General features: G+C 40.7%; 17 protein-coding genes. 9 read left to right on the forward strand and 8 right to left on the reverse strand.

All coding sequences use genetic code 11. The features are described from left to right. Positions 1 to 41: 41 nt before the first annotated feature. Together EDD68_RS03425 and EDD68_RS03430 are read right to left on the reverse strand one after the other, a co-directional pair. Positions 42 to 881: an MIP/aquaporin family protein gene (locus tag EDD68_RS03425; protein WP_132370831.1), complete on the reverse strand. Its 840-nt coding sequence runs from the start codon at positions 879 to 881 to the stop codon at positions 42 to 44. Positions 882 to 1,188: 307 nt separating this feature from the next. After that, on the reverse strand, positions 1,189 to 1,734 hold the full coding sequence (locus EDD68_RS03430; RefSeq protein WP_132370832.1) for a glycerol-3-phosphate responsive antiterminator: 546 nt from the start codon (positions 1,732 to 1,734) through the stop codon (positions 1,189 to 1,191). A 226-nt stretch (positions 1,735 to 1,960) separates the two neighbouring features. Between EDD68_RS03430 and EDD68_RS03435 the strand changes: the two genes are divergently transcribed. The 9 genes from EDD68_RS03435 to EDD68_RS03475 all read left to right on the forward strand — a co-directional run bounded on the left by EDD68_RS03435 (position 1,961) and on the right by EDD68_RS03475 (position 12,320). Continuing rightward, entirely contained in the window at positions 1,961 to 2,155 is a 195-nt protein-coding gene (locus EDD68_RS03435; protein ID WP_132370833.1) for a hypothetical protein, read from the forward strand. Positions 2,156 to 2,642: 487 nt separating this feature from the next. Continuing rightward, positions 2,643 to 3,791: an ROK family transcriptional regulator gene (locus tag EDD68_RS03440; RefSeq protein ID WP_132370834.1), complete on the forward strand. Its 1,149-nt coding sequence runs from the start codon at positions 2,643 to 2,645 to the stop codon at positions 3,789 to 3,791. 33 nt (positions 3,792 to 3,824) lie between these two features. Then, positions 3,825 to 4,949, forward strand: coding sequence for an extracellular solute-binding protein (locus EDD68_RS03445; protein WP_132370835.1), 1,125 nt, complete (start codon positions 3,825 to 3,827; stop codon positions 4,947 to 4,949). Between the two features lie 84 nt (positions 4,950 to 5,033). Then, positions 5,034 to 6,128 carry an ABC transporter ATP-binding protein gene (locus tag EDD68_RS03450; RefSeq protein WP_132370836.1) on the forward strand — a complete coding sequence of 365 codons (1,095 nt, stop codon included), beginning with the start codon at positions 5,034 to 5,036 and terminating at the stop codon, positions 6,126 to 6,128. A 6-nt stretch (positions 6,129 to 6,134) separates the two neighbouring features. After that, positions 6,135 to 7,820: an ABC transporter permease gene (locus tag EDD68_RS03455; protein ID WP_132370837.1), complete on the forward strand. Its 1,686-nt coding sequence runs from the start codon at positions 6,135 to 6,137 to the stop codon at positions 7,818 to 7,820. Positions 7,821 to 7,860: 40 nt separating this feature from the next. Then, the gene (gene argH, locus EDD68_RS03460) at positions 7,861 to 9,264 is read left to right on the forward strand and encodes an argininosuccinate lyase (RefSeq protein ID WP_132370838.1); all 1,404 of its coding nucleotides are present in this window, start codon (positions 7,861 to 7,863) and stop codon (positions 9,262 to 9,264) included. Between the two features lie 85 nt (positions 9,265 to 9,349). Further along, positions 9,350 to 10,099, forward strand: coding sequence for a glucosamine-6-phosphate deaminase (gene nagB, locus EDD68_RS03465; RefSeq protein ID WP_132370839.1), 750 nt, complete (start codon positions 9,350 to 9,352; stop codon positions 10,097 to 10,099). 206 nt (positions 10,100 to 10,305) lie between these two features. Then, the gene (pepT, locus tag EDD68_RS03470) at positions 10,306 to 11,541 is read left to right on the forward strand and encodes a peptidase T (RefSeq protein ID WP_132370840.1); all 1,236 of its coding nucleotides are present in this window, start codon (positions 10,306 to 10,308) and stop codon (positions 11,539 to 11,541) included. A 314-nt stretch (positions 11,542 to 11,855) separates the two neighbouring features. Continuing rightward, positions 11,856 to 12,320 (forward strand): phage tail protein, encoded by a 465-nt coding sequence (locus EDD68_RS03475; RefSeq protein ID WP_132370841.1) that lies wholly within the window; start codon positions 11,856 to 11,858, stop codon positions 12,318 to 12,320. Between the two features lie 296 nt (positions 12,321 to 12,616). Here the strand turns inward: EDD68_RS03475 and EDD68_RS03480 are convergent, their stop codons facing one another. The 6 genes from EDD68_RS03480 to EDD68_RS03505 all read right to left on the reverse strand — a co-directional run bounded on the left by EDD68_RS03480 (position 12,617) and on the right by EDD68_RS03505 (position 19,265). Continuing rightward, the gene (locus EDD68_RS03480) at positions 12,617 to 13,069 is read right to left on the reverse strand and encodes a hypothetical protein (protein ID WP_132370842.1); all 453 of its coding nucleotides are present in this window, start codon (positions 13,067 to 13,069) and stop codon (positions 12,617 to 12,619) included. Between the two features lies 1 nt (position 13,070). Further along, positions 13,071 to 13,892 carry a DUF3100 domain-containing protein gene (locus EDD68_RS03485; protein WP_132370843.1) on the reverse strand — a complete coding sequence of 274 codons (822 nt, stop codon included), beginning with the start codon at positions 13,890 to 13,892 and terminating at the stop codon, positions 13,071 to 13,073. A gap of 30 nt (positions 13,893 to 13,922) precedes the next feature. Further along, on the reverse strand, positions 13,923 to 14,816 hold the full coding sequence (locus EDD68_RS03490; protein ID WP_132370844.1) for an NAD(P)-dependent oxidoreductase: 894 nt from the start codon (positions 14,814 to 14,816) through the stop codon (positions 13,923 to 13,925). A gap of 79 nt (positions 14,817 to 14,895) precedes the next feature. Further along, complete coding sequence (locus tag EDD68_RS03495) at positions 14,896 to 16,347, reverse strand: aldehyde dehydrogenase family protein (protein ID WP_132370845.1); 1,452 nt, start codon at positions 16,345 to 16,347, stop codon at positions 14,896 to 14,898. After that, positions 16,328 to 17,551: a M20 metallopeptidase family protein gene (locus EDD68_RS03500; RefSeq protein ID WP_132370846.1), complete on the reverse strand. Its 1,224-nt coding sequence runs from the start codon at positions 17,549 to 17,551 to the stop codon at positions 16,328 to 16,330. Before EDD68_RS03500 ends, EDD68_RS03495 begins: the two co-directional genes overlap by 20 nt. Before the next feature lie 88 nt (positions 17,552 to 17,639). Next, positions 17,640 to 19,265, reverse strand: coding sequence for a helix-turn-helix domain-containing protein (locus tag EDD68_RS03505; RefSeq protein ID WP_132370847.1), 1,626 nt, complete (start codon positions 19,263 to 19,265; stop codon positions 17,640 to 17,642). Positions 19,266 to 19,550 lie beyond the last annotated feature (285 nt).

Below are 19,550 nucleotides of genomic sequence, written 5' to 3' on the forward strand. Positions count from 1 at the left end.
CTAAACGTTTTTGATATACGATAAACCTTTTTGGTATCGGTTTAACTCATGCTTTTTTCGGACGCAACATCAGAATCAAAATAGGATTTCGATTTTTTTAATTCTGAGAATGCTGCTAAAAAGAGGATGACTGCCATCATAACAGATAATATCCAGAAAGCGGTTCCAATTTCATGATGGAAAATGGCCTGATAAAAGACTGCCCCATAAATCCCTCCTATAATGGGCCCGACAACCGGAATCAAGGCATAGCTCCAGTCAGAACGGCCTTTACCTGGAATCGGCAAGACTGCATGTGCAATTCTTGGGCCTAAATCTCGGGCAGGATTGATGGCATACCCTGTGGTTCCCCCTAAAGACATACCGATGGCAACAATTAGTAACCCCACTATAAATGGATTTAGTCCCTGTGTAAATTCATTGGCACCAATGAATAACAGTCCCAGTAACAGAACAAACGTGCCTATGATCTCGCTAACCAGATTCGAAAGAGGGCTGCGTACAGCTGGATCCGTTGAAAATACAGCTAATTTGGCTCCTTGATCTTCAGTTTTGCTCCAGTGGGGCAGATATTGAAAAAACACAATCACTGCACCCAGAAACGCACCAATCATTTGAGCGGAAACATAGAGCGGCACTTTATCCCATGGAAATTCACCAATCGAAGCCATGCCAATCGTAACAGCAGGATTAATATGGGCACCAGAAATACTGCCTACTGCATAAATCGCCATGGTTACGGCAAGCCCCCACCCGATCGTGATGACGATCCACCCGGCTCCTTCTGCCTTTGAGTTTTTTAATACTACACCACCTACTACACCTCCTCCAAAAATAATCAAAATCATCGTCCCAATCAGTTCGGCTAAAAACGCTGACATGTTAACCATCCTCCTCCTCGTTTTTTTTAATATTCAAAAAAATAAGCATATAAAAAACCCACACTTCGGACCTATACTTCCATTTAGCGGAAGTATGGCTAAAGTGTGGGTCTCAACATCTCCGACACAATCTTAACTTGTTAATTCAAATTTACATTACTATGAAAGCGCTGTCAATACCTGATATGGAAAAAGATTCACATACTGAATAAATATGAGGAAGGCCCGACCTGATCAATTTGAGCCCAATTGAGAACCCATGAAAAAGCAGAACAAGACCGCTTTATATAATATAGGACAAACCATTTTAGCAATCCCACAGGTCGATATGAGAAGTCGTAACTGCGCTGGCACCTGCCTGTAATGCCATCTCTACATCTTTAGATGTTCGAATGAGTCCACCTGCAATGACGGGCAAACCTGTTTTTTCACTCACTTCCTTTATCATTCTGGGAATGATCCCGGGTAACACCTCAACATAATCAGGTTTGACATTGCCTGTCATTTTTAAGTTGTGATCCAGTGCATGGCTGTCCAGCAAAAACAACCTTTGAACAGCCGTGACATGATGTTTTTTTGCCAGTGAGATCACGTTGACTTTAGTAGAAATCATTCCGTCTACTTCTAAATGACGTATCAGAAATTCAATGCCGTATTCATCCGTCTTTAATCCCTGGATTAAATCGACATGAAGCCATACTTTTTTGTTATATCTTTTGGCATATTTCACTATACTTGCCAACTGTGAAAGTCTTGTCTCTAAAAAAATCACGTGCTCATGATTGCTTGAAAGAATTTTTTCAAAATCGCGCAGGTTGCGTACCGCTGGTAAAATACCCTGTAATTGTATCATTGGGAATTCACCTCACGTTCAAAACCTTATCCATACGTGTTATTAAACATATATATGGTCGAAAATCAATATTAGAAGTACGCAGACTTTTAGGGAGCATAGTAGCAGAAGGTGACGAATAGGTGTATGATCATGATGTCATTTTTGAATAATATATTACTAAAATAACAAATGAATCAAAATTTTATTGTATTTTTTGTCAAAAGGGTTATTTTAATTAGATCCATTGATTAAACTGCATCTTCAGAATGACGATTTCATCCGGTATAAAGATATCACCCAGGATGCCATTGTCGTCTGCGAAATGGTAGGGTCTAAGGCAAAAGGCAAAACGTTGACGCTGCCTCCATCCATTCGACACCATGACGAAGATGAAGTGTGCTTCATGTCGAGCGGTTGCAGGTATGAAAAGAAACTGTAATGACTATGGAAAAGCTTGAAAAAAGCCCTCGCCCGTGACCGTGATTCGCTTGCGGACGGGGGTTGTTTTATATAAAAAAGTTCCCCTGAGATAGTTCTATATATGGCGAGCACGATAGATTGAAGATATCGGCCGGCAAATGATTCAAATATTAATCGAAAAAGAAAGGAATAACCAGAGAGAATTGAAGATATGATGCTTCATGTAATTTTTTCCATTCTTTAAAATCACGAATTACAGGGCATGATCATCGAAGGAGGCACGAGAATATGTTCTAAGAAATAAAGTCCTCAGGAAAGGGGAATAAATGATTGAATCCCCGATGTCCATAAAAAAACTTAGACTACAAATAGAACAAATTTTTAAAATTTTTTCAATTGCTACTTTACAGAAACCGACAATTATTTTAAAATATACAGCAAGAGTTAGTTAGTTAACTTTACTTACTAACTTTGATGACGCAGTACCTTATAAGGAGAATTAGGATATGCAGAAAAAAAATACTGAACATATAGAGATGGTATTAAGTTGTGTAAAAAAGGAACAAATTACTTCAAGAGCAGAGATCGCAAAAAAACTTTCATTAAGTAAACCTACAGTTTCGAAAATTGTCAATCAGTTAATAGATGAGGATTGGGTGTTCGAAACAGGGACCGGAGAAGCGTCGACAAGCGGTGGAAGAAAACCTGTCAAGCTAAAGTTTAATCCCAGGAAAGCGTTTGTTATAGGTGTAGATATTGGGGGAACAAAAGTAGCTGTCGGGATATTGGATCTGGTGGGAAATGTTTGTGCATATAGTGAATTTCCTACCCAGCAATATATCGCTAATGGATTTTTTGAACAAATGAAATATAAAATAGATGCTATGATCAAAGAAAATCGAATTGAAAAATCCAAAATACTGGGAATGGGGGTAGGGATTCCTGGAATTACAAATGTAGAGAGTGGAGTTGTTCAAGATGCCCCGGCACTTGGATGGAAAAGCTTCCCTGTCAAAGAAAAACTAAAAGAATTCTTCGACATCCCTATCTACATTGATAATGATGTCAATATTAATGTTCTCGGTGAGCAATGGAAAGGAGCTGGAAAAGGAAAATCCAACCTGATTTATATCGCTATTGGGACGGGTATTGGAAGCGGAATTATGATAAACGGAGAATTATACCGCGGAAGCAATTACAGTGCCGGTGAAATGGGTTATATGGTTACCGACCGTCAATATGCAAATAAATACTATCCCGTATATGAAGGATACGGTTTTTTAGAAAGTGTAGCAAGTGGCTCATCTATTGGAAATTCACTGACTAGAAAACTAGGCTACAAGATAACTGCTGATGAAGCATTTTCTCTTTATGAACAAGGGAATCCAGCTGTGAAAGATGTGATAGAAGAAGCAGTAGATCATTTGTCAATTGGTATTGCCAATTATATTTCTCTGTTAGACCCAGAAGTTGTCATTGTGGGGGGAGGTGTAAGCGGGTCATTCTCATTATTCGAACAAACAATTAAGGACGCTATTAGCCATTATACTCCTCAGAAGTGTAAAGTAGTGAAAACCACATTCGGGAAGGAAGCAGGGGTCATTGGAGCAGTAGCTCTATTTCTAAAAGAGTATGGAGGCATTTTTAAAATTTAGAATGCAAACACAAAAATGAAAGGGGTTTCATACATGAAAAATATTAAAAATTTTAAGTTTGTGAGCTTCGGATTATTGTTAGTATTATTTGCATTTGTGCTGGCAGGATGCATGGCTGGAGAAAATACCGGAGGCGATTCGGAAGAAAACAATTCTGCCAGCCAATCCGGGGATTCCGGAAACGTTAATACGGACAACCTGGAAGAAAAAGTTGTTGTCTATTCTCCACATGGTAAAGATATTTTAAGTGAATTCGAAAAACAGTTTGAAGAGAAATACGGTATTGATATGCAATTCTTGGATATGGGTTCACAGGAAATTTTGGATCGTGTGCGTTCAGAAAAAAGCAATCCTCAGGCGGATGTATGGTGGGGTGCTCCTCAGGTAAACTTTGATCAGGCAAAGGAAGAAGGTTTGCTTGCTCAATACAAACCTACATATGCCGATGCTCTGGACGAAATGTATTATGACGAGGATTGGATGTGGACGGGTACTTCGATCACTCCAGAAGTCATCTTATTCAATACAAAAGAAATCTCAAAAGAAGAAGCGCCGAAAGATTGGGATGATTTGCTAGACCCTAAATGGAAAGATGAAATCATAATCAGGTATCCTCTTGCCTCTGGTACAATGCGTACGATTTACTCTTCTATGATTTATAGAACCTACAAAGAGACAGGAAGTGCGGAAGAAGGCTATGAATGGTTAAGAAAGCTGGATGAAAACACAAAAGAATATGCGGCTAATCCAGAGATTATGTACAATCAGGTAGCAAAAGGGGTAGGGTCCTTATCTGTATGGAATATGCCTGACACAGTCATGTTGGCGAAAGAAAAAGGATATCCATTTGACTACATTATTCCGGAAAGCGGCACTCCGGTGTTGACTGAAGGAATAGCCATAATCAAAGATGCACCGCATCCTAATGCTGCAAAAGCATTTTATGAATTTGTAAATACACCTGAAGCTGCGAAATTATTAGCAGAAACCTATTATCGGATTCCGACGAGGAATGACGTTAAAGACTTGCCGGACTGGATCAGTGAAAGTGAAATAAAACCTATGGAAATTGACTGGAATGTATTCCAGGAGAAACAAGATGAATGGATGGAGTATTGGGATACAAATATAAAAAATACTGAGAAGGATAAGAGATAACTGGATAACGTAATGATAAATAAAGTCTATCGCGGATCATTCCGCGATAGACTAAATTTACTCAAAAAAGTGAGGTTGTTGTTCATGTCATCAGTGCAGTTAACGAACATAACTAAAAAATTCAAGGATGTGACAGCAGTTGAAGATTTAAATTTAACGATCAATGAAGGGGAGTTTTTCACATTTTTAGGTCCAAGTGGATGCGGAAAAACAACAACACTCAGAATGATTGCCGGATTCTATTATCCGACTGCTGGAACAATTACATTTAACGATCGAGATATGACAAAGGTTCCTCCTGAAAAAAGAAATACTGGAATGGTATTTCAAAATTATGCTTTATTCCCACACATGAGCGTTTTTGAAAATGTAGCGTTTGGATTAAAAGTAAGAAAATTGAACAAAAGTGACATTAAAAGAAAAGTTATGGATGTGTTAGAAAAAGTCCGTTTGGAACAATATTACGATCGTCAAGTCAGCCAACTAAGCGGCGGACAGCAGCAGCGCGTTGCTTTAGCAAGGGCATTAGTTATTGAGCCGGATATTTTATTATTGGATGAACCGCTTAGTAATCTTGACGCACGCCTGAGAGATCAAATGAGGACAGAAATATTAAGGCTTCAGAGAGATTTTGGCATCACGACAATATATGTAACTCATGATCAAGTTGAGGCTTTAACAATGAGTGACCGGATTGCCGTATTTAATATGGGGAAATGTCAGCAAGTTGGGACGCCACTTGACATTTATAATAATCCTGTCAATGATTTTGTCGCACAGTTTATCGGCGAAACCAATTTGTTCCCGGTAGAACCTGAAATTACAGATGAACAAATTAAGGTTTATAAACTGAAAGATAGTAATTTTAAAATACACGCCAAACATAAAAAGTCAGAAATTTCAGATGACAAACATAGCGGGCTGTATATGTCTATTCGGCCTGAAGCAGTTCGATTAAAGAATGAAAAGATGGAAGGAAATAATGTAGTGGAAGGTGTAATTGAAATTGTCCAATTTACAGGTGCTTCCGTCCATTTTTTTGTAAGGGTTGATAAAAGTATTACGGTTCGGATAACCAGACTTAATAAAGGTCCTCATACATATTTCAATGAGGGAGATAAAGTATTTGTTCAATTGCCCGAAGAACATATTCGTATTGTCCCAAAGGCAGGGGAGTGATGGAATATGATGAATGCTGAAAACAGAAGAACAGCGATGCTGCTCATCCCTATATCATTAGTTTTGATAGGATACGTTTTATATCCATCGATTGAAACAATAATAGAAAGTTTTAAATCGCAGGATGCCTTCTCATTTAAGAATTATGAGGATTTTTTTGGATCAAAAGCATCAGCTAATCTCGAAGCACTATGGAATTCTGTTTGGATATCAATCTTAAGTGTTTTTTTTAGTGCATTAATAGGTGTTCCTCTGGCATTTATATTTAATCGATATGATTTTCCGGGAAGAAAGTTTTTTTCGAGCGTTGCGATTATGCCGATTGTCCTTCCTTCCTTAGTTGGGGTTATGGCATTTATGTTTTTATATGGAGAAGCTGGCCTTGTTCCGAATGCCATTAAAGATTTGTTTAATCTGTCGGAGGTTCCGTTCAGTATTGGAGGGGTTTCTGGAATATTAATTGTCCATGCCTATACTATGTATCCTTACTTTTATATGACAACCTCGTCGGCACTTCGAAATTTGGATCCATCTCTAGAAGAAGCAGCGTTTAATCTTGGTTCCAATCGATTTAAAGTTTTTTGGAAAGTAACTTTTCCGTTATTAACACCCGGATTGGTAGCAGCATCGTTGCTTGTTTTCATGGTATCGATGGCTTCGTTTAGTGCTCCTTTTCTTCTTGCAGGAGGATTTAGGGTATTAAGTCTGCAAATCTACTTTTCAAAAATAAATGGAGATCTTGAAATGGCTGCTACTCAGTCAGTTATTTTATCAGTCGTGTCGATATTATTCCTTTTATTTATGAGGTGGTTTCAGGAAAGAAAAGATTATCGTATGGCAAGTAAAGGGATAGGCGCCCATCGAAGTGAGGTAAATAATCCTATTCTCAAGTGGACAATGGTTACCATTGGCATTCTCAGTATGATTATCCTTTTGCTGCCTCATGCTACACTGTTAATTTTGTCTCTGGTACCTGAGGGTGCCTGGACATGGCAAACTTATCCTACCGCATTCAGTTTAGAAAACTTCAAATTGCTATTTGAAGATCCAAATATCTGGGATCCGGTCAGAAATAGTCTAGTAATGTCTTTTATCGCATGTATAGGTGTATTTGTATTCGGGATTATTACATCCTATACTCTTGTAAAAAGGAAATTTGTCGGGAAAAATCTTCTGGACATTTTAGTGATGATTCCCTGGGCATTACCTGCAACAGTAGTAGGGATGAATTTGATTTTAGCTTTTAATGAAAAGTCTATATTCTCCTTTGGTTCAATCCTTGTAGGAGCTTATTGGATTCTCCCTCTTGCCTATTTTATCCGTTTCTTACCGTTGGTGGTACGTTCCACGAATGCCGTATTGGAACAGATGGATGATTCACTCGAAGAAGCTGCTAAAAATTTAGGGGCTAAGTGGTTTTACACCTTTAGACGTGTAGTTATTCCATTTATTTTGCCAGGAGTACTCAGCGGGACGCTATTAGCCTTTGTTCAGGCGGTCGGGGAGTTTCCAACTTCTGTGCTTCTTTATACTCTGGATAACCGGCCAATTTCTATAGAGATTATGAATCAATTGCGCATGTTTAATATTGGTCAAGCAGCTGCATATGGAATGATTCAAGTTGCGTTAATTTCAATCGTCATATTCATTTCCGATAAATTTCTGGGGATAAAAGCAGAAAGATCCCTATAAACACTTTATGCAAAATAGATAAATATAGAGGTGTGCATGAATGAATTCATTAAAACAAAAATTTGAAAGTCGAGATGGAGCTCAATTTCCCGGAAAAACTTATGTTGAGGAATTGTTGAAACCTGTTTTTAATGACCAGAAAGAATACTTGCTGGAACCTATGCTGGAGATTCATAAAGCACATACGATTATGCTTGCAGAGCAGGGAATAATCTCCCCGGAAGAAAAAAATCAAATATTAAACGGAATCGATCAGGTAAGACGGATTAATGGCGATGATATAGAGTATTCATCCGAATACGAGGATTTATTTTTCGTGATTGAGTCTAAATTTAGCGAAATTATTGGTGAAGAACTGGCAGGTAAGATGCATATAGCAAAGAGCAGAAATGATTTGGGTGAAACGATGTACCGTATGGTATTAAGAGGATATTTAGAAAAGACAATATCTGAAGCTGAAACCCTAAGAAAAACAATATTATATCAAGCAGAACAGCATATTCATACAATAATGCCGGCACACACACATACTCAGCCTGCTCAGCCAACAACATTTGGACATTATTTAGTTGCCATTCATGATAACTTATCAAGAGACATCCAAAGGATAAAGAATGCTCTAAAAACCATTAACCAGTCCCCAATGGGGGCTGCAGCCCTAACAACTACTGGATTCCCTATTAATCGGGAAAGAGTGGCAGATTTATTGGATTTTGAAGGTGTACTAGAAAATTCCTATGATGCAATAGGAACAGCAGATTACTTAATTGATGCGGCACAGGTGCTAGTAAGTCTAATGACTAATATAGGGAGGTGGGTACAGGAGCTCCTGCGTATGGCATCAAAAGAAGTTGGCTTGTTAGAAGTATCGGATGCCTATGTGCAAACCAGTAGCATTATGCCCCAAAAAAGAAATCCTGTTTCATTAGAACATTCCAGAGCCATTGCCAGCAGTGCAGCTGCGGAAGGACTGGGTGTCATTCATATGATTCATAATACTCCATATGGAGATATCAACGACACAGAAGATGATCTGCAGCCTCACTTATATAATGGCTATAAGAAAGCTATTCGGGTTTTACGATTATTAAATGCGGTCATTCTTACGATGAACATTGATAAACAGAAAGCCTTTGAACAGGCCCGAAAAAATATGATCACCATTACCGAACTTGCTGATGTTCTTGCGAGAAATTACAACATGCCTTTTCGAAAAGCGCATGCTAAAGCAAGCCAGATTGCCAGAAATGCTTACCAACTAAACCTTGAACTGTTCGAAATACCGCTAAATCAGGTAAATGAATGGATAGGTGAAGTTAAAATTAATGAAAAAGAGTGGTCTGATATAACTAATCCGTTTAGTTTTGTTGAAAGAAGAAAAGTTACAGGCGGGCCAGCTCCTGAAGTAGTCCAATCCATGATAGAGAAAAGAAAAAGGGAATAAACAGATTGACAGGTGACTCATCATTTGAGATGGGTCACAACTTTTTTACAGATCATTATGATTCCGACGAATCAGGAGGATTGCTATGAACTTAATCATTACAGATAACTACGAAGAAATGAGTCAAGAAGGGGCAAAAATGATTTTACGAAAAATTTTGTCCTCGAAACAAATAAATTTAGGGTTAGCTACAGGAAGTACACCGCTAGGATTATACAAAGAGTTAGTCAAATATGTCAGGGAGAACAACATAAATTTATCCGGCGTAGCCACATTTAATCTGGATGAGTACATTGGGATTCTGCCAACTCATCAGGGCAGTTTCCACTATTATATGGAAAAAAATGTTTTTGGTCCATTAAATATTCCTGAAAATCAAAGGTTTATCCCAGATGGCATGGCCGAAAATATTCTAAACGAGTGCCGTAACTATGAAAAGAAAATTCAACAATATGGGGGAATCGACTTTCAGTTGCTGGGCGTTGGAGAAAATGGGCATATTGGTTTCAATGAACCAGGAACAGATTTTACAAAAACCACCCATGTGGTTGAATTAACCGAAACAACTCGCCAGGCAAACAAAAAATTTTTCGGTCAAGTAGAAGATGTGCCAGGGAAGGCAATTACGATGGGAATCAGTACTATACTAAGAGCAAGAGAAATATTACTTATTGCAAACGGTGTGCATAAAGCGGAAGCAATATATCAATTATTTCACGGTGAGTACAGCAAAGATTGGCCGGTTACCGCTCTGCAAAAACATAAAAATGTTTGCGTTATCGTTGATCAGGAAGCTGCTTCTTTACTAATAAAACAAAATAATCTATGTTATTAATATCAAGAATGGGTGAGTGAATAAAAGTTGACTGCTACATCATTTACGAGCAGCAAATATTATCAGGAACCCAAAACCTCCTGCCCCTTACTTTACAGAAAAAGAAAAGGCAGCATCATTAATGACATAATCGTTAAGCTCTGATCCCCCTTAGATTTTTGCTATAATAAACGAAACAATAATCCAATCAAAGCAGGTGATGACAAATGAAACACGATTTAATCCATCGGTTAATCAAGTATGCCAGGGTGGACACCCAATCCAATCCAGACAATGAAACGTGCCCGTCATCTGATGGTCAGTGGGATTTGGCCCGAATGCTGGTCGATGAACTGAAAGCGATTGGCATGGAGGATGTGACCATGGATGACAATTGCTATGTCATGGCAACCCTTCCTGCCAATACAGACAGGGATATTCCGACAATCGGCTTTTTGGCGCATCTGGATACGGCAACAGATTTTACCGGCAAGAACGTCAATCCTCAGATCGTCGAAAATTATGACGGGAATGATATTGTTTTGAATGAAGAACGGCAGGTCATCCTGTCACCGAACGATTTTCCGGCCCTTCTAAATTATAAAGGGCATACCCTCATGACAACTGATGGAACAACCCTGCTCGGTGCTGATAACAAAGCGGGGATTGCCGAGATCATGACGGCAATGGAATATTTGATTCAGCACCCGGAAATTAAGCACGGAACGATCCGTGTTGCATTTACCCCTGATGAAGAAATCGGACGCGGTCCGCACAAATTCGATGTGGATGCGTTTGGTGCAAAATATGCCTATACGGTGGACGGCGGACCTCTGGGCGAACTACAGTTTGAGAGCTTTCATGCTGCGGGGGCTGCGATCACCATTAAAGGGACCAACGTCCATCCAGGAACGGCTAAAGGGAAAATGGTCAATTCCATTAAAATGGGGATGGAACTGAATGACCGGCTTCCGGCTGAAGAAGCGCCAGAATATACTGAAGGGTATGAAGGTTTCTTCCACCTTCTGTCTTTTAAAGGGGATGTGGAGGAAACGAAACTTCAGTACATCATCCGTGACCACGACAGAGACAAGTTTAATGAGAAAAAAGCTTTAATGGAACAGGCTGTCGCATCATTACAGGAAAAGTATGGCCGTGAGCGGATTCAGTTTGAGATGAAGGATCAGTATTACAACATGAAAGAAAAAATTGAACCCGTTTTTCATATCGTAGAGATTGCCAAACAGGCGATGGAAAACCTGGATATTGAGCCGGACATCAAACCAATCCGCGGCGGCACCGATGGATCCCAGCTATCCTACATGGGACTCCCGACACCGAACATTTTTACCGGCGGAGAAAACTTCCATGGCAAGTTTGAATTCATTTCCGCTGATGTCATGGTTCAGGCCGTGCAGGTGATCGTTGAGATTGTGAAGGGATTTGAACAGAGGGGAGAATGATATAAGGATGTTTTGTCTGTAATCGTTTTTGGAGTATGCACGGAACTGGAAACCAAGCTAGATGAAAGGTAATTGCTTTTGCTTACGAGTCGCACCTTTGACATAAGGCCATTGTAGCTGGAATAACATCGTTTCGGGCAAGCTACACTGCAAATAATCGCTGAATCTTAAGGGTTACCTTTATATTTGGGAGGATCATGGCTGGAAAATTTCGAGCTGTATTTTTTATATAAACATGCGATAAAAGTTTCCAGCATCAGAAGCTGATTTCCGGTAAGCGAAGAAGGATTTCACATGGTGAAAGGATGATGGAAATGTCCTATGTCGTTGATTTTAAAAATGTGTCTACGGTTGGTTTAGAGTCTTCACCCGTCGCAGAAGCACTTGCTGGCTTACGTGCTAATGAAGCCCGTTACTTTATGAACAAATACAAGCATGAATTTACAGTTGTACCTGCTAGCGAAAGCCAGGAGACAATTGATTATGTAAACCAAATTTTGAAGGAAGAACGTGATATAGAATTTTCGGCCAGGCCTTTGGAAACATCGCGTTTTCAAGTGGATAATATCAAATTTGCCTATGTCTTTTATGAAGATGGTCTTGTGGTTAACGTCATGTATACGATTGATAACCCTAAGAAGCGGGCCGTTGGTTTTAAGCTTTCTGAAGGGATGGAAGTGCCAGAAGCGTTAGAAGGAAAGTTTAAGTTTGCCAGACAGAAGTCTAAATTAGCTGGAACCATTAGAGGCTCTTTTTTTGTCATTAAAGGGGAATATTAACGTAATGGCAGATGTGGAGTGTTCATTAAGTCGACATGCAGAGGTGATTTTACCGGTCATAACTGCCAGAGATTCGAGGATCTATACTTTGCTACTAAACGTTAAACTCAATTCTATAGAAATACAAAAACAAAGCCCTAATCCATTCTTCCTGATATGGATTAGGGCTTCACAGTTGTGACTGATAGATCATTTCGTTAATCTAAAAGGTAGTTGGAGTTTGACTGGTTATAACAGTAGAGGAGAGGGGAGTATGCCCCATTTCCTTTGTATAGGAGCACAGAAAAAGCAATAATTTAAATAATCCCCTGGAACCTCAGGACAATCTCAGCAATAATTGCAGATCCAATAAAAGTTCCTAATAACACAAAGGATGCGACGACGATTGTTTTCCAGCCTAACTTTGCGAAGTCAGTCCAGGATCGTCCAATGGCAATTCCGGCATAAGCAAGTATGGGAGTGGCTAATGCTAATAAATTGACGTCACTGGTATATTGAACGACCAGATCAGAACCGGGCATCCATGGCATGGAGACGATGATTCCGATGATGGCAATGTAGGCGACACTCGGGATATTGCCTGGCATCAGCTTTTGAATAATGAGTCCTGCCAGGCAAATCAGTATGAGTATGATTATACCCGGGATGGCTGTTGCAGGCATGACATCATAACCGATCCAGTTTCCGAACAATGAAACAATCCCGAAAATGGTTAGGAGCAATGTCCATTCTTGAATATTTTTAAGCATATTAGCCCTCCTCCATTTCTGATTCATGTACTTTTTTCTGATCGCGCCGCCTGGTCAGAACCTGATACATTTTCTCAGTCAGCGGTAGGGCGATAAAGATACTGACATATAGACCTGTTGATAAGGACAGGAGATTGCTTGCTCCGGCAAAAGCAATAATGTCATTTTCTAGTTGCGGGAATGCTGCAATGAGTGAGCCGCTGGCAGCTGCCATCATGCTTCCACTGCCAATTCCTGATGCCATTGCGAATGATAGCGGATGAAGGGGAGTGATGGTGGCCAGGAACCCTGAAATGAGGCCCATAAAAATGGCTCCAAATACAGTTCCGAAAATGTAGACCGCTATAACTCCCCTTCCTTCTGGTGAGTTGAAGCCATACTTGTCCATAATTAACCCTACATTGGGTTCACGGGCTACAGAGTGGGTCATTCCAATGGTTTCCCGTTTAAGTCCCAATAGGACGGCAATTGGAAGGGCGAAGAAAATGGTTCCCAGATTTCCAAGTTCCTGAAGAAGAAGGGCCGGTCCCGCCTCTATGATTTGGGGGAGGGAAGGGCCGATAATAACACCAATTTTTGCAATTAATAACGTAACCCCAAGGACAATCAGCGGTTCGGCATTTTTGGATTGTTTTTCCTTGATTATGGGCGTAAAATATAAGATCAGTCCAATAATCATCGCATAAAGCATAGGCAACAGCAGAATCACACCGGGCCCTAATGCAAATTGGTGGGTTCCAATTCGCTCGGTCAACAGTACAATGAGCCAAACGATCACATGTAATCGCCAGTCTTTCCAGATTTGTTTTTGGCTTTCGCTCATCTGGATTCCTCCTTCATGATTAATAGTTTATTACTGATCAATCTTACAAGATGCCAGATCTTCCAAAACTTGACTAACTCCGGATGTATCGAGTCCTCCTTTCCCCTGGTGGTTAGCTATATCATATAGAAGCTGAATAGTGGAACCAAGAAATGCAGGAATCTTGTGTTCCTTTGCCAGGTTCATATAAAGCTGGATATCTTTTGTCATATGTTTCAGCAAAAATTTGACCTCGTCATGAGAGCCTTTCAGAATATTGGGGCCAAATATGGACAGTACCCGATTCTGGGCCGACCCCTTTTGCATGATGTCGGCAATTTTTTGAGCAGGAACACCGGACTTTGTACCAGTGAGTAAGGATTCACTCAGCAAAAGAACGATTCCAGCCACTACTAGATTGCAGCAAAGTTTGGTGGTCTGTCCTGCTCCCGCATCACCCAGATAATCTATTTCTTTACCCATGGCATGAAGAACAGGTTTTATGGCATTGAAATGGTCAGGATTGCCACCCGCCATTATGGTCAGATTTCCTGAATCCGCTCCCTCGGGCCCGCCGCTTACAGGACAGTCAAAAAAGAAAATTCCTTTTTCCTGTGCTTGCTTGTGCAATTTTTTAGTGGCCATGACATCGGTTGTGCTCATATCTAATACATAGGATCCTTCTTTAAGATAGTGAAAGGCTCCATCTTTTTCCCGGGTGAGGGCATTCTCCACCAGTTCGGTTGTGGGGAGGGAGAGGATTAGGACCTCTGCCTGTCTGGCGATTGAAGGGACGTCCTTTTCAGGAATCCCTCCCAATTGTTCAGCTTCATTTAATGCTTTTTCCTGGACATCATACACATGAACGCTATAACCATGCCGGGACAAATTTTTAACCATTCCCCTGCCCATAGCTCCGCATCCAATTACTCCAACATGTTTCACTGCTTTTTACACCGCCTTCTATAGTATGGACTTAGTTAAGGTTATTTTCTGTTCTGGATTCTTCGATAATGGCTTAGGCTTAAGGGTTAACGTAAACGGTTTTGGTCTCGGTCCAAAATTCGAGGGCTGAGCTTCCCTGTTCACGAGGACCCATGCTGGAACTTTTTTTGCCTCCAAATGGATATTGGTTTTCAAAATGAGTGGAAGGCATGTTGACATGGGTCACGCCGGATTCAATGTTCCGAACAAAATGAAATGCTTTCTTTAGATCCCTGGTAAATATGGCAGAAGACAGACCAAAATCAATATTATTCGCAATTTCAATGGCTTCTTCATAGGAATCAACTTCCATAATGCCAATCACAGGTCCGAATATTTCTTCCTGGGCGATGGACATTTCTGGTCTCACCTGGCTAAATACAGTTGGAGCAACAAAATATCCCTTGTCCATCCCGTTATTCATTAACCGCTTTCCGCCATACTCCAGCCTTGCCCCTTGCTCGATGGCTTCCTGAACGTAATGCAGATATTTATTTAATTGTGATTCATCAATAACCGGGCCATTATCAACACCAGGCTCAAATCCGTCGCCAATGACCAGTTTTTCAGCCCGTTCGACTAATTTTTTTGTTACTTCTTTTGCAATGGATTTTGGGACAATCAGCCGGCTTGTCCCGGTGCAGCGCTGTCCATTATCCAGAAATCCGCTGATGACTACACTGTCCAGTGCCTGATCTATATCGGCATCCTCTAAAATAATGGTTGGGTTTTTACCGCCCATTTCGGCCTGCATTCTTCCGCCGCGGTTCGTTACCCACTTTCCTAGCTGAACGCCAACATCTGTAGACCCAGTAAAAGATACCGCTTGAATTTCCGGGTTTTGGCCAATTTCTTTTCCGACTACGCTTCCGGGACCTGTTACCATGTTAATGACACCTGAGGGAACTCCTGTCTGCTCAAATAATTCCATAATCTTCACACTAATTAATGACGTATGGCTGGCGGGCTTAAAGATCACTGTATTTCCTGCCAGAATCGCCGGGGCAATTTTCCAGATACCAATGCCTAAAGGGAAGTTGTACGGAGCAATTACACCAACTACACCAAGTGGTTCCCGAACGGTATATCCAAGAACATTCGTGTCATAGGAGGGGACTGTTTCCCCTGTGAGTCTGGTTGCTTCTCCGCTAAACTGTTGCATAGCCTGAATCGTTTTTTTGACTTCACCTTTTGCCTCCCTTAGAGATTTTCCCACTTCTTTTGTAATGATTGCAGCCAATTCATCTTTTTGTTCTTCTAGAAGAGATATTAGCCGGAACAGAACTTCGCCTCTTTTTGGAGCTGATGTGCTGGACCAGCCGGGAAATGCTTTGCTGGCAGCTTTAATAGCCATTTGGACATCCGCTGATGTGGACTTTTGAAAATAACCTAACACCTCTTCTGTGTTGGCGGGGTTGATGCTGGGGTAAGTGTCGCCGGATACGGATGGGACCCAGGTACCCCCGATGTAGTTATAATAAGTTTGCGTCATGGTTTACCTCTCCTTTCGTGAATGTTTGAAAGTGCTTTAGGGATGTTAATAAGATCTCGGCCACAAGCCTAACCGTGTCCGGGATCAGTTCATCATTTACGAGAAAAGCCGGGTCATGCCATGGTTTATCAATACTCTTCATTGGATCACCGGTTCCCACCCAGAAGTAACAGCCCGGGACATGTTCCTGATATAGGGAGAAATCCTCACCTCCCATGGTAGGTTCAGGTTTCACTATGGAATCTTTCCCCATTACGGATTGGGCTGCTTTCTTAACAATGGATGTCATCTCGGCATCATTCTGGATGGCGGGCACCTGTGGGATGATTTCAGCTTTCGCTTCGGCTCCGCATCCTGCTGCAATATCGACTGAGATCCTTTGAATCAATTCCGGCAGCTGTTTACGTACATCGGGGTTAAAACTCCTAACGGTGCCCCATAACTCAGCAGTACCTGCAATGACATTGTGTGCTGTTCCGGAATGAAAAGAGCCAATGGTTATGACGACTGGCTCAAAGGGGTCAATATTCCGGCTTACAGCTGTCTGCAGTCCCATCACAACAGCAGAACCTGCCACTACAGCGTCAATATTTTGATGGGGAATGGCCCCATGGCCGCTTTTTCCCTTGATGGTAATATGAAGTGTATCCACAGCTGCCATTAACCGGTGCTCCGTAATGCCGACTTTTCCAGCGGGAATGGATGGCTGATTATGTAGTCCGAATATCCCCTGGATCTTTCCGTCTTGAAATAATCCATGATCAATTAAAGCTTTTGCGCCTTGAGTAGTTTCTTCTGCGGGCTGAAATATAAATCGGACATGACCGGCAAATTGATCCCGGATTTGTGATAGGACCATTGCGGCACCCAGGGCAATGGTTGTATGCCAGTCATGGCCGCACCCGTGGAAAGCGTTTTCATTTTTAGAGGAGTAGGGGAGTCCGGTTTGTTCAGGAATGGGAAGGGCATCGATGTCTGCCCGGAATGCTACTGTCGGACCCTCCTTGTTCCCGGACACTTCTGCAACTGCTCCTGTTTGCGTGTTTATGGGAAGAATTCTGCATCCAGCGTCCGTAAGCCACTGTTTGATTCTCCTGGTTGTTTCATATTCCTCACCACTGACTTCAGGATGCTGATGGAGTTCTTTTCTGATTTCGAGTAGTTTATTAGTTAATGGTTCTGTCATTTGCAATATATTTTTCATTGGAAACCCCCTTTGCTACAATATTGTTTATAAAAATAATAATATTCTGACAACTAAAAAGAAATGTGGAATACCACAAAAATAAAAGTTATTTATTGTGGTACTCCACACATATCTTGTAAGCCACGACCAAATCAATCCAGTCTGATTCATGACTTAGAGAAATATCGAGGATTTGTTCGATTTTCTTTAAACGATGATAAAGGGTGTTCGGATGGATATGCATGCGTTCGGCTGTCAGCTTATGATTTTTATTCGTTTCGATAAAATTTCCGAGGGTTTCAAACAATTCTGGATATTGGTGGAGGAGTTTTCCCATTTTATCTTCAACAAAATACGTTAACGAGGATCGGTCCAGTTTGTGCAGGAGTCTTTCAAGGCCTAACCTGGAATATTCGATAACCTTTTTATGCTGCACGCTTTTCCCGTATTGAATGGCATTTAGCGCTTCTCGGTAAGATAGATTAAGCTGGCTGATGGGAACCTTTCGTCCAATCCCGTATATCATATCCTTTAAATATCCCCACTGGTTATCAATTGTGTTTGCTATTCGGGCAACCACACTTTCACTCTTGACAATAGGAATGATTAACACCGTCTGAAACGCTCTTGTAAAGACAAGACAGTGATCACAAATCGAATGACTAATCGATTCAATGGAGCGGATAAACCATTCCTTATCTTTGATTTGGCTGGTTTCCCACAGGGGGCCATTTCTCCCCTGAATCACCATGCAGGCCATGTCCCATTCTGTTTTCCAGTTCATATGCTCGAGGATCTGATTCAATTCTGAAGAAGGAACCCCTTCAAGAATCTGGTTAAATATTTCTTCCCGGAAATGCAGCTCCTTTTCATACAATGCGTTGATTTTAACCAGTTCTAACGCCATTGCAGTTGAGGCATGCTCAACCGCAACCTTTTCAAGTGAAGATAATTCGGAATAATCTTTCTCTAGCTGCAAATACCCAAGAATCTCATTTCTCCTTGCAATGGGGTATAATTTTTGATCATCTTCTATTTGATTCTTAAACTCGACCCGGGAGTTGATAATGTTGGACAAAACGGATGTTATCTGATTAATGCCCCCGCCATCCAGGATGACCTGTGTAAACTTCTTATGAATTTCCAGGGAATGTTCAAGCTGATCATTTTTCTTTTTCAAGATTTGATAGAGATTGGAATTTTCAATGGCAATGGCACTCTGATCGGCAATAACTTCAATTACTTTCATATCATCATAGGTAAATATCCCGTCATTTTCAAAATTATCGACTACCAGAACCCCTAAACATTTCTTTTTGTAAAGCAGCGGAACACAGAAGGCACTCCGAATTTTTCGCCGGTATACCCCTTCAAAATAGTACTGATAATTTTCTTCAGACATAGAAGACATAGATTTCTGAATTTCCTCTTCATGGGCAAACAGCTGGGATTCCTTATCGGAAAAGACTTTTCCCGTCAGTGATTCACCGGGCTTGAATCGAATGTTTTTCATAACATCAATGTTAACCCCAACACCGTCAGCGATTTTTAACGCATTATCATCAGAGTCATACAGATAAAGAATAACAGTATCAGACACTTCAATTAACTCTTCGGCAGCTTCTACCAGGTTTCTTAGAACGGTTTCAATATCAAGTGAACTGGTCAATATTTTGTTAATTTCCAATAACTTTAAAACTTTTGTCTGGTTAAGGAGAGAATATCCTGACATGGAAACACCACCTTTATAATCTCCCTTAGAGTGTTATAAAGAATATACCATACTATTGGGAGGTGGGTGCGCTGATTGATGATTTTGTGTGGGAATTCTTTTTGATACAGAACGTAACCAGCAAAGAAGAATTTAATTCGATGTTCGGAAGAGGGATTCGGCGAAAAAATGGCTGGGACATGACCGAAAACAGAGGAGAGGTTTACTCGTCATTAAAATATCATTGTTCAGGTATTCAGCCTACAAATGGACTACCACAATCAGAAAAAAATCGCCCAGAACATT

The organism is Melghiribacillus thermohalophilus, from assembly GCF_004342905.1.
GTDB classification, from domain to species: Bacteria; Bacillota; Bacilli; order Bacillales; family Alkalibacillaceae; genus Melghiribacillus; species Melghiribacillus thermohalophilus.

Bases quoted from the DNA above. Each gene is read 5' to 3' on its own strand.
- pepT (WP_132370840.1), top strand. From the start codon at position 10,306: ATGAAACACGATTTAATCCATCGGTTAATCAAGTATGCCAGGGTGGAC.
- EDD68_RS03505 (WP_132370847.1), bottom strand. From the start codon at position 19,265: ATGTCAGGATATTCTCTCCTTAACCAGACAAAAGTTTTAAAGTTATTG.
- EDD68_RS03445 (WP_132370835.1), top strand. From the start codon at position 3,825: ATGAAAAATATTAAAAATTTTAAGTTTGTGAGCTTCGGATTATTGTTA.
- argH (WP_132370838.1), top strand. From the start codon at position 7,861: ATGAATTCATTAAAACAAAAATTTGAAAGTCGAGATGGAGCTCAATTT.
- EDD68_RS03425 (WP_132370831.1), bottom strand. From the start codon at position 881: ATGTCAGCGTTTTTAGCCGAACTGATTGGGACGATGATTTTGATTATT.
- EDD68_RS03450 (WP_132370836.1), top strand. From the start codon at position 5,034: ATGTCATCAGTGCAGTTAACGAACATAACTAAAAAATTCAAGGATGTG.
- EDD68_RS03485 (WP_132370843.1), bottom strand. From the start codon at position 13,892: ATGAGCGAAAGCCAAAAACAAATCTGGAAAGACTGGCGATTACATGTG.
- EDD68_RS03500 (WP_132370846.1), bottom strand. From the start codon at position 17,551: ATGAAAAATATATTGCAAATGACAGAACCATTAACTAATAAACTACTC.
- EDD68_RS03430 (WP_132370832.1), bottom strand. From the start codon at position 1,734: ATGATACAATTACAGGGTATTTTACCAGCGGTACGCAACCTGCGCGAT.
- EDD68_RS03440 (WP_132370834.1), top strand. From the start codon at position 2,643: ATGCAGAAAAAAAATACTGAACATATAGAGATGGTATTAAGTTGTGTA.
- nagB (WP_132370839.1), top strand. From the start codon at position 9,350: ATGAACTTAATCATTACAGATAACTACGAAGAAATGAGTCAAGAAGGG.
- EDD68_RS03495 (WP_132370845.1), bottom strand. From the start codon at position 16,347: ATGACGCAAACTTATTATAACTACATCGGGGGTACCTGGGTCCCATCC.
- EDD68_RS03455 (WP_132370837.1), top strand. From the start codon at position 6,135: ATGATGAATGCTGAAAACAGAAGAACAGCGATGCTGCTCATCCCTATA.
- EDD68_RS03480 (WP_132370842.1), bottom strand. From the start codon at position 13,069: ATGCTTAAAAATATTCAAGAATGGACATTGCTCCTAACCATTTTCGGG.
- EDD68_RS03475 (WP_132370841.1), top strand. From the start codon at position 11,856: ATGTCCTATGTCGTTGATTTTAAAAATGTGTCTACGGTTGGTTTAGAG.